General features: G+C 32.9%; 7 protein-coding genes. 1 reads left to right on the top strand and 6 read right to left on the bottom strand.

The features are described 5' to 3' along the window. Window positions 1–96: 96 nt before the first annotated feature. From ACKTTV_RS21640 to ACKTTV_RS21625, 4 genes are all read right to left on the bottom strand, one after another. Window positions 97–1,545, bottom strand: a complete 1,449-nt coding sequence (locus ACKTTV_RS21640; RefSeq protein WP_408032961.1) for a DUF389 domain-containing protein — start codon at window positions 1,543–1,545, stop codon at window positions 97–99. A 404-nt stretch (window positions 1,546–1,949) separates the two neighbouring features. Continuing rightward, window positions 1,950–4,355 (bottom strand): TonB-dependent receptor, encoded by a 2,406-nt coding sequence (locus ACKTTV_RS21635; protein ID WP_408032960.1) that lies wholly within the window; start codon window positions 4,353–4,355, stop codon window positions 1,950–1,952. A 321-nt stretch (window positions 4,356–4,676) separates the two neighbouring features. Continuing rightward, window positions 4,677–5,789, bottom strand: coding sequence for a C1 family peptidase (locus tag ACKTTV_RS21630; protein WP_408032959.1), 1,113 nt, complete (start codon window positions 5,787–5,789; stop codon window positions 4,677–4,679). Window positions 5,790–5,870: 81 nt separating this feature from the next. Continuing rightward, window positions 5,871–8,273 carry a TonB-dependent receptor gene (locus tag ACKTTV_RS21625; RefSeq protein ID WP_408032958.1) on the bottom strand — a complete coding sequence of 801 codons (2,403 nt, stop codon included), beginning with the start codon at window positions 8,271–8,273 and terminating at the stop codon, window positions 5,871–5,873. A 399-nt stretch (window positions 8,274–8,672) separates the two neighbouring features. On the opposite strand from ACKTTV_RS21625, the gene ACKTTV_RS21620 reads away from it, so the two are divergent. Continuing rightward, window positions 8,673–11,519, top strand: coding sequence for a C10 family peptidase (locus ACKTTV_RS21620; RefSeq protein ID WP_408032957.1), 2,847 nt, complete (start codon window positions 8,673–8,675; stop codon window positions 11,517–11,519). Window positions 11,520–11,581: 62 nt separating this feature from the next. On the opposite strand, the gene ACKTTV_RS21615 is transcribed toward ACKTTV_RS21620, so the two are convergent. Together ACKTTV_RS21615 and ACKTTV_RS21610 are read right to left on the bottom strand one after the other, a co-directional pair. Next, window positions 11,582–12,433 (bottom strand): CPBP family intramembrane glutamic endopeptidase, encoded by an 852-nt coding sequence (locus tag ACKTTV_RS21615; protein ID WP_408032956.1) that lies wholly within the window; start codon window positions 12,431–12,433, stop codon window positions 11,582–11,584. A 132-nt stretch (window positions 12,434–12,565) separates the two neighbouring features. Then, complete coding sequence (locus ACKTTV_RS21610) at window positions 12,566–14,443, bottom strand: hypothetical protein (RefSeq protein WP_408032955.1); 1,878 nt, start codon at window positions 14,441–14,443, stop codon at window positions 12,566–12,568. Between the last annotated feature and the right edge of the window lie 32 nt (window positions 14,444–14,475).

The following is a 14,475-nucleotide window of genomic DNA, read 5'->3' as shown; positions in this document are numbered from 1 at the left end:
TTTTTAATTAAATATTCAAAACCATACGTACCACATAATATCTTAACATGGAATATACAATTCCATGTTTTAAGATAAAAACACCCTTTTTCCTTCTTACTTTTTTAACTCTAAATTTTTAATAGACAATTCTTTTTGAAGCCAATCTTTTAGCTCTTTTTCTTTTTTTACTATTACTGAGTCGTGTAATTTTTTATTCCAAGAAACAGTTACTTCAGGAACTGTATCAACTTTTATAAAGTCTTTTGATATTAATCTATTTGTAAAACTCATAGAAGTAATATCGTTATATCGTATTTTAGCCTCTTTCATAATTGAATTGAATGGCACCGAATTCTTATCATTTTCTAAGGCATTCTGTTCTATTCTAGCATTCAAATCCGAAATAGTAAGCTTCAAATCATCTATTTCTTTTTGAAGTCCCTTTATTATATTATCCTTTTCATCCAACTCAACAATTGCTCTATCATACGCATCAACCACTCTATCTACGCTTCGAGCCTTATTCTCATTTATCAATAAATTATATTCATCTAATTTAGGGTATGTTTTCAATTCATTTCTCAAAAAAGTTTCTGTTGCATCAGTAACATCACCGTTAAAAAACAAACTCACCTTTTTTTCTTTCACATCAATTTTTTCTCGCTGCAACCATAAATCTTTATTCGATAAAATTTTATCCTTTAAAAATTTATTATAATTAGCATTAATTATACTAACTCTATAAACATTTAAAAAAGTAAATACTGCTGGAATCATTACCAATATTGCAACAAAAGAAGCCAATCGAGCAATCCTTTTGCGCTTTGCAGAATTCACATAACGCATCATTGTAAATCCTAACAACTTCAATACTATAAACGTTGCCATTGCAATGAAAATCGCGTTTATAGTAAATAAATACATGGCCCCAAAGAAGTAATCAAATTTACCAATAGCCAACCCATAACCAGCAGTACATAGCGGAGGCATTAAGGCTGTAGCAATTGCCACTCCAAATATTACAGAAGCAATAGTTCCTTTTTTAGTTCTTGCAATAATTAACGCTAAACCTCCAAAAAATGCAATCAACACGTCTCGAATATCCGGTTGAACGCGCCCAAGAAGCTCAGATGTTTCTTCTTTTAAAGGAAATAAAAAGAAAAACAAAAAGGCCGTTAACAAACTCAATACAATCATTGTTGCCAAGTTTATCAACGATTTTTTTAAAGTATCAATATCATTAATGGCAATTGACATACCAATTCCTAATATTGGCCCCATTAACGGTGAAATTAACATGGCTCCAATAACTACTGCAGTTGAATTAGCATTTAACCCTATTGATGCTACGAATATAGAACAGATTAAAATCCAAGCTGTAGCGCCTTTAAAAGCAATATCTCCCTTAATAGCTTCAATGGTCGCTGCCTGATCAGTATCATGCCTAAAATCTAATAGTTCCATCAAGAACTTTTTGGAACTTTCCCATAACCCCTTGGCATCTTCTTGAACCGCTTGTTTCGACTGCTCTACCGACTCTTCGTTATTCAACTTTTCTTCCATAATCTAATCGTTTTTTTGTTAACAGTGGAAAGATACAAAATTCCACGATTACCTAAATTTACAATGTTGTTACACAAACAACAAAAACATCGAGCTCTATCACCATCTAAAACACTGTCTACAAAACAAATAGACTTCCTAAAAACTCATTATCCCTGAAAGATAACTACTTTTACCTTTGTATCCTCTGTTCAATGGATAGATTGCTTCATTATTTTCATTGTTTGCTATATAATGGTGAATAATCTGTTCTAAATCCCACGTGCCTTACCTTAAACTCAACAAACAAAGTCAATTATCTTAGTGCAAGCGTGTCAGACATTCAAAGAAAACTAGTTTCAAAACTTCAACACAAGCGTCTAGTTCAATCTTTATTTTTTCTCAGTGAGTAAACTTTAGTTTTTTTAAAAATCCACGATAACACCTAATCTAGGAATCGCCCTTCCTAACGAGTCTTCTACTCCCTCAAGAATATATCGTGAAGAATCATCCGGATCGGTTAATCTATTTCCTTCTGCATCTTCAACGGGCAATAAAAACAATTGTCTATCGGCTGTACTTGCGTATAAATTTTGCACATCAACAAATACATTAATTGCATAATCTTTTAAGTACCAAGTTTTATCTACGCGCATATCTAATTGTGTATAATTACCAAATCTTTCTGTATTTAATCTAGAAAAATCTAAAATCCCCATATTACTAACATCATAATTAGTTTTTATAGAAGAAGCATCATAGTCATAGGGAGTGTAAGGTCTTCCGCCAACAAATCGAAACTTTGCCCCTATTTCCCAATTCTTAGCAAGCTTTTTCCCTGTAGTAATAGTTATTAAATGTCTGTTATCCCATGTTGAAGGCACGTAGTTTCCTAAATTGTTTTTGAACTCACTTCTAACAAAAGTATAAGCAGCAATTCCATAAAGTCCTTTATAGGATTTCTTTTGTGTCAATACCTCGAATCCATAAGCTCGCCCAATAGCCGTCGAAGTAACTGCTTCGTTTCCTAAAACCTTATAATCATAACCTAAGTTAGCCAAGCTAATTTGATCTCTTACAGAAAACGGATAGTCCTTGTACTTTTTATAAAATGACTCGAATGTAATTTTAGTCAAATGATCTGGTCTGTATTCTAGTCCAGTAACCACGTGCTGAGATTCAATATACTTCAGCGCTCTTTTGTTCACTAGTTCATTGTTGTTGTCTCTAAATCCCATAATGGTATATGATGGTAACTGCTTATATATTCCAACCGAGCTATTCCAAGACCATTTATCGTTAAAGTTATAAGTGGTCGCAATTCTTGGTGAAAATTGATTGAATATATTTTTCATCTCATCATTATAATCAATACCATCCAATCGAATGCCTAGTGACAACCCTAATTTTTCATTGAAAAATGAGGTGGAAAAATGACCGAACAATCCATACTTAAAGAAATCAACTTTTGAATAAAAATTACTTTCGACCACGCTTTGTGTATTAGCAATTTTCTGGAATGTTGAATTCGTATAATTTGCTGACTCCAGATTAACTCCAACATTTAGAGAATACTTTTCTTTTTCTAATGTGTTTTCAAATCGAAATTTATTTTCGATTTCCTTTGAGTTATAATCTAACAATAAGTTTTCCGAACGCTGCTGTTCATCGTTTAAAAAATATTTAGTGGCAATATTTTTCCATTCACTTCTACTAAGTACAAATTGCTGTGTTGAATTGCCCGAAAATCTTTTATAGTTCATACCAACAGTATAACTCCATTGTTCATTTAATGGAACTGTGTTCAGAATGTAATCATTTACCTTTCGTTTATCCTCTTCAGTTACTCCGTTATTCACCGTTTTGTTCATTTCGAAATTATCAATAGACCCTAGTCCTATAAAAGACAACTCACTCTTATCATTTAACTTGGTTTTTACATTAAATTGAAAGTCATTGTATGTTGGAAGAAAAGGTAATTTTATAATTTTAAATAAGAACTTTAAATAAGACTGTCGAATTGAGGCTATAAACGTTGTGTTTTTTCCTAATGGACCATCCATAGTAATTCCTGCATCAGATGTGCCTAAAGTAGCCCTAACACTTAACCTATTAGGATTCCCTAGTTTCTGTTTGAACTCAATTACAGAACTTAATGCATTTCCACGATTAGAAGGAAAAGCACTTGAATAAAAATCAACTTTACGAATTAAATCTGTATTGATAATACCAACGGGACCACCTGTTGCTCCTTGTGTTTGAAAATGGTTAATTACTGGCACTTCTATACCATCTAAATAAAACTTGTTTTCTAAGGTTCCTCCTCCTCTAACAACAATATCATTTCTAAACCTTGAGTTTGCAGCGACTCCTGGAAAAGACTGAATTACACGCAAAACATCGCGATTCCCTCCAGGGTTTCTTTCGATCTCAGCAACACCCAAAGATTGCAATGATAATGGACTTTCTAAAGTTTTCTTAAAAAGCGCCGTTTGCACTTCTACTTCAGCCAACTGAGTAGCATCTTCAAACATTTCAATTATTATATAGGGTATCTTTTCTTTTGTTATGAGGTAATCATCAGAAATTATGGTTTTATAACCTACAAAAGATGCTCGTATTTTTTGGTATCCAAAAGGAGCGTTTGTTAACGTAAACTCTCCAGATTCATTTGTCATTCCTCCGCTTTCCGTTCCTAGAATAAGAATATTAACAAATGGAAGAGCTTCTCTAGTTTTTGCGTTAATAACCTTTCCCCGTATTATTCCTTGATCCTGAGCTTTAGCTCCAAAAAATTGCAGCAGAATACATAATAAAACAAATTGTTTCATTTTTTTAGTTTTAAGTAGTTTGGTTTTAGTAGTGGACAAATATAATTTTCATTTACAGTTTTGCAAGAATTCCGATACTTATTATTGTTTTAAAACTCTTTATGAAACAAAACTTTTCCTTAAAATTTATCGCTTAGATAATCAAAACATAATCACCTTCACTTACCCCGTTCTACTACAATGCTTTTTCTATAATAATAGAAGCTGCACTAAGAACACCTGTATCGTATTCTCATTTAAAAAAAGTAAGATCAGGAAATAAAAAAACACTCAAGAAGTAATATTCTTGAGTGTCTTGTATATATAAACTAGTAACTTATTTTAAAGTTTCAATTTGCTTTTTAAGTCTTTCGATATTCCATCTTTATGTAATAAAACTGAAATGGTTTTTAATCGGAAATATGGTACAGACATGTAAACATAACCATCGTTACCTTGTTTTGTTCCCCAAGAATTTTTTACCTTGAAATAAGTATTATTCTTCTGATCTTTTACTATTCCAACAATATGCATTAAATGATCATCTGTTGTATTAAAGTTTTCGAATTCTGCTTGTCTGTAAGCGGGAGTAACATTCTTTTCCTTTACAAGTTCTGTTAAAGCTTTCTTTTTATCAGCACTCGATGCTGGGATAACGGCAACCCCCGCTTTCGATGAAAAAGTTTTTTCTGAAACATCACAATCTAACTCAACAGTATATCCATTTTTTAGTGCGTTTTCGGTAACAGCAACTAATTCATCTAAAGAAATATTGTAAAAAGATCCATTCGAAAAATTATCAGGGATACTTAACACAAATGGTTCGTATTTTTTTGCATGCCCAAAAGAACTTAACGTAACATAATTTGACGGATCTATTTTAACGTACTTGGCAAATGACTTTGGTGTGTATTTCTTACCTTCAAATACAAACTCCTTTTTATTCTCGCCTAAATACACATCAAGAACACTCTCCACAGCAGGTTTCCATTTTGGACTCAACTGCTTAGCTGGTTTTTTAATATAGGTATCTAGCATACTTTTAAGAACAGCAATTAACTCTGCATGGTTATGCTTTTCCTCTCCAGTTTGTAATCCTGTAAATACACTTTCAGGGACCAAACCATATTTCTCAACTGAATTTATTACATCATGTGCTAAACCTCCTTCACTAAACTGAGCTTTTCCTTGTCTGTATAAGTAGTTCAATGCCTTATCAGAATACGTATTTCTAACGGTAAACATTTCCGATAAATCAACATCTTTGCCTGTTAACCTTATCACTTCAGACTCCAAAAACGATGTTGTTGAAAAACTCCAACAAGTACCGGTTCTATCCTGGCTTTTAATCTGAGTGCTTTCAACATCTGTAATCGTTTTAAATTGATATTTTTGAGCGTTTACAGAGTTTAATCCTAAAAAGCAGAACGTAGCCCCTAGTAGTAATTGCTTCATTATTTCTTTAATTATTTAGTTGTTATGGGGCAATTTAACTTTTTTGAAAGTAATTAAACAAACAATAAGTGATAAAAAAATCTAAAAATCAACAATTACACCAATTCTTGGAATAGCCCTTCCTGAGGAATCACCAACTTCTTCCAGCAAATATTTTGATGGATCGTTTGGATCTGTCAATCTCACTCCATTGGCATCTTCTTGTGGTAATAAGAACAATTGTCTATCTGCAGTACTTGCATATACATTTTGAACATCCAAAAATAAGTTAATTGACAACTTTTTAAGAAACCAAGTTTTATCAACTCTAAAATCGAGCTGTGTATAAGTACCAAACCTTTCCGAATTTAAACGAGAAAAGTCTAAAATACCTCCATTACTTACATTATAATTTGTTATCACAGAAGAAGCATCATAATCATATGGTGTATATGGTCTTCCCCCTACTAATCTAAATTTAGTTCCTATCTCCCAATTCTTGGCTAATTTCTTTCCCGCGGTAATTGTTAGTAAATGCCTGTTATCCCAAGTTGACGGAATGTAATTTCCTACACTATTTTTAAACTCACTTCTAACAAATGTATAAGCTGCTATTCCATACAACCCTTTGTAAGATTTCTTTTGCGCCAAAATTTCAAATCCATAAGCCCTTCCTGTTGAGTTTGAAACGACCTCTTCATTTCCTACAACACCAAAATCTGCTCCTAAATTTGCTAAACTGATTTGATCACGTACTGAAAATGGGTAATCATTATATTTCTTATAAAACCCTTCAACAGTCAGTTTTGTTAGATTATCTGGTCTGAATTCTAGTCCCGAAACAGCGTGCTGAGATTCAATATATTTTAACCCTCTTTTGTTTACTAATTCGTTATTATTATCTCTGAATCCTAAAATTGTATATGACGGTAATTGCTTATAAATTGCCAATGAACTATTCCATGACCATTTATCATTAAAGTTATAAGTGGTTGCTATTCTAGGTGAAAATTGATTAAATAAGTTTTTCATTTCACTGTTATAGTCTATTCCATCGAACCTAAACCCTAAAGAAAGACCAAGTTTGTTATTAAAAAGAGACGTAGAATATTGCCCGAATAAACCATATTTAAAAAAGTCTACTTCAGAATAAAAGTTTCTTTCCGCTACATTTTGAGTGTTTACTATTTTTTGGAAAGTATCATTCGTATAATTTGCTAACTCAAGATTAAGCCCTAGATTAAGTGTATGCTTTCCCTTTTTAAAAGTATTTTCAAATCGAAACTTATTTTCTACTTCTTTTGAGTTATAATCTAACAATAAATTATCTTGTGTTGATTCATCATTCATAAAGTACTTAGTAGCAAAATTCTTCCATTCATTTCTACTGAACACGAATTGCTGTGTAGAATTTTCTCCAAAACGTTTGTAGTTTACCCCAACTGTATAATTCCATTGTCCATTTACAGGAACAGTATTTAATATATATTGATTGGCTTTTCTTTGTTCTTCATCCGTAACACCATCATTTACGTCTTTGTTTATTTCAAAATCATCAATAGCTCCTAATCCGATGAAAGATAGTTCACTTTTATCACTCAATTTTGTTTTAACATTAAACTGAAAGTCATTGTAAGTTGGCAAGAATGGTAACTTAATCAGCTTGAAAAGAAACTTTAAATACGATTGCCTGAACGATACGATATAGGTAGTATTCTCTCCTATAGGACCATCTAGTGTTAGTCCTGCATCAGAGGTTCCAAGTGTTGCTCTGACATTTAATCTATCTGGGTTTCCTGTTTTTTGTGTAAACTCAATAATAGAACTTAAGGTATTTCCACGATTCGATGGAAAAGCACTTGAATAGAAATCTACTTTTCTAATTAAATCGGTATTCATTATCCCAACTGGTCCACCAGTGGCTCCCTGAGTTTGAAAATGATTAATCACTGGAACTTCAATTCCATCAACATAAAACTTGTTCTCTGAAGTAGCTCCTCCTCTTATAATAATATCATTTCTAAACCCTGGATTTGACGCAACTCCCGGAAACGATTGAATCACTCGTAAAACATCTCGATTTCCCCCTGGGTTTCTCTCGATTTCGGCGACCCCTAAAGATTGTAATGATACTGGGCTTTCCAATGTTTTTTTAAAAAGCTTCGTCTTCACCTCCACTTCTGCTAGCTGGGTAGCATCTTCGGTCATTTCAATAGTAATAAACGGAATTTTCTCCTTTGTAATTAAGTAATCACTTGAGGTAACCGTTTTATAACCAATAAAAGAAGCTCTTACTTGTTGATAACCTAATGGTGCATTTTTAATGGTGAACTCTCCAGAATCATCGGTCATACCACCATTTTCAGTACCAACAACTAAAATATTAACAAAAGGAAGTGCTTCTCTTGTTTTAGCATCAATTACCTTTCCTTTTATCATTCCAACATCCTGCGCATTAGTAAAAATTGATTGTAGTGCAAACAATACAAAAACAAGTTTTTTCATCCGTTCCTTTTTTAGATTTTTATTTATTGAAACCATACTCTTACATATTTATTCCCTAATTTCTGAAGAAAGCGAATAAATTCTAAGTATTTAATTTACAGCAAATATAATATTTGTTTATCTATTTTAACTAAAAGTTAAACATTATATTATAGTTAATTATGATTTCTGGCAAAGAGCAAGACATGACAAGTTCCTATTTTCTACTAGATTAAATGTTAAATAAAAAACAAAATAGATAGTATTGTTGAATTTTAAACACTCAATTCCCCTATAACACCCCCACCCTACCCTGAGTGAAAACTAGGAATTCTACTCATAAAACTTCTCGTAAAACCACTTATTTTATGCACGCATAGTATCTCATAGTTTTGTGTTTGAATTTAAACATTAATTTAAGTGAAACTAAAAATTACATTTTTAACCACGCTATTATTCCTTTGCATTCAAGGAATTTTAGCAGACCCAATTAACAAAGAAAAGGCTATTCTAGTGGCCAACAAATGGATTAAACTTCAACAGCGGAGTTCCTCGAAAAACATCGTTCGAAAAGTTCTCTCCGTTGACCAAGTTTACCACAAAACCCAAACTGTATACTTTGTTATTAATTATCAAAACGGAGGCTTCGTAATTGTATCAGCTAATGATGCAACGAAACCTATTTTAGCATATTCTGAATCGGCTTATTTCGATAATGATATGCAAAATGAGACTACAAAAGACTTGTTAAATGCATACAAGGAATTTGTTGTTGAAAGTGCGAATAGTCAAGCACAACAAAGAGGAGCTAGTGCTCACCCTGGGTGGAACTCTTTATTTACACCAAAAAGAAACCAAAGAAGAACTACAGTTGTTCCTCCTTTTATGGACGACATACTTTACACACAATCAAGTGGTTTTCAAAAGTATTGTCCTAAAAATGACGACGGTCAAGCCATTGTAGGTTGCGTGGCTACCGCCATGGCACAAGTAATGCGCTATTGGGAATTTCCCACTGTTGGTAAAGGACAGCGTTCCTATAATCATGGTACTTATGGAAATCTTTCTGTAAATTTTGAAGAACAGATTTACGACTGGGATAACATGTCTAAAACGTATGCTGATGATGAAAATGCAAAGTTATCATATCATTGTGGTGTTGCCGTTTCTATGAATTATGGTACTTCTGCCAATGGAGGTTCAGGTGCTTATTCTGCTGATGCCTTATCTGCTTTAAAAAAGTATTTCAAATACAATAACGGCGCTCGCATGGTATACCGTTATAATTACTCTGACAATAACTGGAGTAATTTAATTAAAGAGCAGTTAAATGAAAAAAGACCTGTTTTATACTCTGGAAGGAGTAAAAATCTTCAGGATCCAAACGCTGGAGGAGCCGGGCACCTTTTCGCGTTAGATGGTTATGATACAACAGATCAAGGAGATTATTTTCATATCAACTGGGGTTGGGCAGGTAGAAGTAATGGATACTTCTATCTTACTGAAATGATAACTCATGGTGGCAAGTATAATTGGATCGATAACAACGCGATAATGCTTGACGTTTACCCTACAAATGTTGCACCTTTATTTAATTCATCACCTAAAAGCTTTATCAGAACCAGTGAAAATTATGAGTACATCGTTAATGTAATTGACGAAAATCGTCAAGATATAGTTGAACTAACTCTTGTCGAAACTCCAAGTTGGTTGACCTTAAACAAGGTTAATGGAAAGTTTGTTTTGACTGGAACTCCTGATGATAATGCAAAAGGATCTCATAATGTACGTATGGTAGCCAGTGATGGCACAAATACAGCCGAGCACCAATTTACAATAACAGTGCTTGGTTACGATCAGGTTATTAAAGATAATATCATTGATTTTGAAACGGCGGATTTCAGTCAAGCTAGTTTTTCTAATGCAGGGCAAGCTTCTTTTCATATAGGAAATAACAGTAATCATTTTGCTCAAACGGGCTCAATAAATGATAATCAAGAATCAATATTAACACTTACAGAAAATTTTTCAGTCGAGAGTACTATAAAATTTGATTATATGGTTTCTTCTGAGGGAGGGTATGACTTCTTAATTTTTAAAATTGACGGTAAACAGCAAAAGCGTTGGAGTGGTGAAAAACCTTGGGCAACTGCAAGCTTTAAAGTTCCTGCTGGTCAACATACCCTATCTTGGATCTATAAAAAAGATGGCTCTGTATCAAAAGGAAATGATTTAGCTAAAATCGACAATATCAGTTATAAGATAATTGGTTTGGACGATATCGCTCCTGAAGCTCCTACGAATTTGAAAGCTAGTGATGTTTCGGACACAACAGTGAGCTTAAATTGGATTGCTTCTAACGACAATGTTAAAGTGAAGGCTTATGAAATTTATAGTAATAATTCGAAAATAGCAACTGTTAACGGAACAAGTTTCAATGTTGAAAAACTTGCTAAGAATAACACCTACACTTTCTTCGTAAAAGCGATGGACTACGCAGGTAATATTTCAGTAAATAGTAACAGTATCGAAGTAACGACTACTGGTGATAGTATTGATTATTGTGAATCCAAAGGAAAGAGAGTTCAATATGAATGGATCGACTTCGTATCTTATGGAGGTATGACCAATGCATCTAACGCAGATTCTGGATATGGAGATTTCACTGCAAAAACGGCGACAATCATTTCGAATTCAACAAATGATTTAACCTTAAGTTGTAATTTCAATGGAGGACCATATACAGAACACTTCACTGTTTGGATAGATTATAATCAAAATGGGCAATTTGATGACAACGAAAAAGTTGTTTCTACTTCTATATCCAAAAGTGACAATTTAGTCTTCTCTATAAAAACCCCTGTTGAAGCTAAATTAGGAGAGACTAGAATGCGTGTTTCCTTGAAATACAACAATTCATCAACTCCTTGTGAAGTATTCGACGATGGAGAAGTTGAAGATTATACTGTAAACATTGTTCAAACTGCGTTACGTGCGGTTGAAAATTCTGACATCCCGAAAACAACCAACGAGTTTATTAATGTTTCAATATACCCGAATCCTGCAAGTCATATTTTAAACATTTCAAGTAATCATGAAATTTTAAATGCAAACTATATCATTACTGATGCCAACGGAAAAGTAATGAAGCAAAATTCTTTTAGTAAATCTATTAATATCGAAGAGCTTCCTGAAGGCTTGTATTTTATTAAAATAACTAATAATAAGGAACAACATTCTGCCACATTTGTGAAGTCAAAACAATAGTTTTCCCGCGAGAGTTGTAATTAATTTGATTTTGAAAGGGCCTAGAAATTCTAGGCTCTTTTTTATTGTTTTAATGCTGGATAAGCAAAAAGTAAAAAGTGAATTAGGTTAAACAGAAAATGTAAAAGTATTGACCCCTCGACTCTTTTTGACTTGAAGTAAACGTATCCGTAAAATAACCCTGCTATTGAAGACAATATTACATAGGTAAAACCTCCTTTAAAATGAGCTAATCCAAAAACTGCAGAAGCAATAAAAACACTTATGATACCCGACCATTTTCCTTTGATAAAAATCTCTGATTCTTTTTGAACAAACCCTCTAAATAGAGCTTCTTCAGCCATACAAGTAAAGAGCAAATTGCATAGAATCCATACGATTGTAAAGCTTGGTAACTTAGGATCGAATTTAGAATACCCCAAAACACTCGTTAAAACAAAAAAGAAAATGGACATTATCAACAGTGATATTCCTACTGGTTTCATTAAAGACATCATTGGCATATCCATTTTCTTAAAACTAAAACCGATGATGAACAGTCCTATTAATGTTTTATCCAGATTAAAGTACAGACTATAGGGTATTGAATGTGGTGATAAGGAAATGCCATTTAAATATTTGTAATTATGGAATCCTACAAAAGAGAAGTGAAAAAATAAAGGGATGGCTAAACCAATTATCAATAAAAACAACCAAACACTCTTTCGTTTATAAAAGTAAAAGGTGGATATTCCGAATACAACAGAATAGAGTAATCCGACAATTGATACTCTTTTAAAAACAACGGCTAAAGTCAAAGACAGAGCAAGCAAAATAATCCACAAGGGTATTCTTTTTAAAAGTTTAATTTCCGTCCAAATTGAAATAATACTTAATAAGAGAGTTCCGTATATTAAAATTATGCTTGTTTCCATATTTGCTTTAATAATCTTAATTCAAAGTAAATTAATTTATATGAATAACTAGGGGTTGCTTTTAAGATAAAAGCAAAAAAAATGGTCTAAGAGTTTACTCCTAAACCATTTATATTTCTATGGAATTCTGTTTTAATCTTTCACTAAAGATTTAACCATTTTTTTCAGCTCTTCAATTTCTTTCTTTTGAGCATCAATTTGCTTTTGTTGACTTTGAATTTCCTCATTTTGCTTTTGCAGCGATTCTATTTTTTTCTCTTGCTGAATCGTATACAAAGTGAGTTCTTCAATTTTTTGCAATAGTTTTGCATCCATTTCTCCTAAAAAGAAACCTTCTTTCTCGACTTCTTTAGCACTTGGAATATCTTTTAAATGTCCTTTTTCTTGGATATGAGCTTCCACCTCTTTCAATGTAGGTAATTGGTAATCATCATAAAACACGAAATCAGACCATCCTGTTGCTTCTACTTTAATCTCTCTAGCTCCAATTGAACCTTCTACCGCAAGTTTATGGTTCCCTGTTGTTTCAGTTCCTATACCTACTTTACCATTAAAGTTTGCGCTTAAGGCTTCCATTGGAATATTAAATTTAGCCCTATTAAGATTCATTTCTAGAGCATTTATAAGCGCTCTACCACTTTGAAACTTAAATACTGCTTCTCCAGAGTTTATATTTAAGAGAGTACCATAAGCATTTCTCAAAACTATACTTTTACTAGGAGAAAGACGATTTAGACTCCCCAATATTAAATCTCCATCAATGGTGGTTGTACCATTAACCTCAACAGGAACACTAAATAATGCCTTTTGTCCTCCTAACTCCAATGTAGTTTTAGAAACAAAACCATCTAAATACTTAAATGTTGTAGCTGCATCTCCTACATTTAATAAATCACCCGTTCCATAACTATTCTTCACAAATAAATTTTTCTTTACCTCAACAGGAATACTAAATTTGGCTTTTTGAGCATCCAGCTCTAAAGTAGTTTGATAAGCTAAACCAGTTTGTGATTTAAATACAGTTGATAAATGATCAATCTTTATAAGATCTACTAAGTTATGACCATATTTTACTGAAAAATTACTCCTTGCTTCGACAGGGACGCTGAATTTAGCCTTATTAGTATCCATATCTAAAACAGGAGCAAACATATTAATCCCTGGTGCTCTCTTATGCCTAAATGAGGTTCCCATCTCACTCACTTTCATCAAAGGATTGTTTGGGTCTCCACTACTAACAACAGACAACTCACTCTCAAAACTTGCTTTTCCTTTTACCAAAAGATCCTCTTGTACGGTTGTTTTATTTGTGGTTAAAGGGACACCAAAATTAACTCCGCTCAAATTAGCATTAATAACGGTAGTCGCACTTAAACCTGGACCAAATTTTACTCTAAAAAAATTCTCATTTGCTTCTAAATAATTTGTACTGTTTCCTAAACTGGATACTTTAAAACTCCCATTAGTATTAAGATCATTTGTAGTTACAGGTAGACCTAAATTAACCCCACTCAAACTAGCATCGATAACGGTGGTCGCACCTAATCCCGATCCAAACTTCACCTTAAAAAAATTTTCATTAACTTCTAGGTAATTGGAAGTATTATTTCTTCTGGAAACTGTAAAATTACCATTTACTGCAACATTTTTTTCAAAAGTTGCGAGATAACTTGATAGATTGAGTACTTCTTCCCCGCTTGCAAACATCCTTATATTGTATAGATGATTTTTTTTTTGGTGGTCTCCAAAGTAAAGTGTTTTTGATCTCCCCGCTGGAGAGTAATTAAGTATTTCCATCCCGGCTTTAGATTTTAGAACATCAGTTATAATGCCGTCAGTAAAAGTTCCAACACCATTTACATCCAATTTAGTAGAAGGTGTTGTTGTTCCGATACCAACGTTACCATCTTTTGAATAAATAGTATTCTGATTATCGTGGTTGTGTTGGGCATTTGTTCCCAAACTTATACCCATCATAGCAATGACAGCAATTTTCATTGTTGTTTTCATAATAATTTGAATTTATAAAATAGTTTAGTCTA

This window comes from Tenacibaculum xiamenense (assembly GCF_964513065.1).
Lineage (GTDB): Bacteria > Bacteroidota > Bacteroidia > Flavobacteriales > Flavobacteriaceae > Polaribacter > Polaribacter xiamenense.
The sequence above is the reverse complement of the archived record's forward strand: the minus strand, read 5'-3'. Positions and strand labels throughout refer to the sequence as shown.

Excerpts from the sequence above, each read along its gene's own strand:
- ACKTTV_RS21635 (WP_408032960.1), bottom strand. The coding sequence starts at position 4,355 with ATGAAACAATTTGTTTTATTATGTATTCTGCTGCAATTTTTTGGAGCT.
- ACKTTV_RS21630 (WP_408032959.1), bottom strand. The coding sequence starts at position 5,789 with ATGAAGCAATTACTACTAGGGGCTACGTTCTGCTTTTTAGGATTAAAC.
- ACKTTV_RS21640 (WP_408032961.1), bottom strand. The coding sequence starts at position 1,545 with ATGGAAGAAAAGTTGAATAACGAAGAGTCGGTAGAGCAGTCGAAACAA.
- ACKTTV_RS21610 (WP_408032955.1), bottom strand. The coding sequence starts at position 14,443 with ATGAAAACAACAATGAAAATTGCTGTCATTGCTATGATGGGTATAAGT.
- ACKTTV_RS21625 (WP_408032958.1), bottom strand. The coding sequence starts at position 8,273 with ATGAAAAAACTTGTTTTTGTATTGTTTGCACTACAATCAATTTTTACT.
- ACKTTV_RS21615 (WP_408032956.1), bottom strand. The coding sequence starts at position 12,433 with ATGGAAACAAGCATAATTTTAATATACGGAACTCTCTTATTAAGTATT.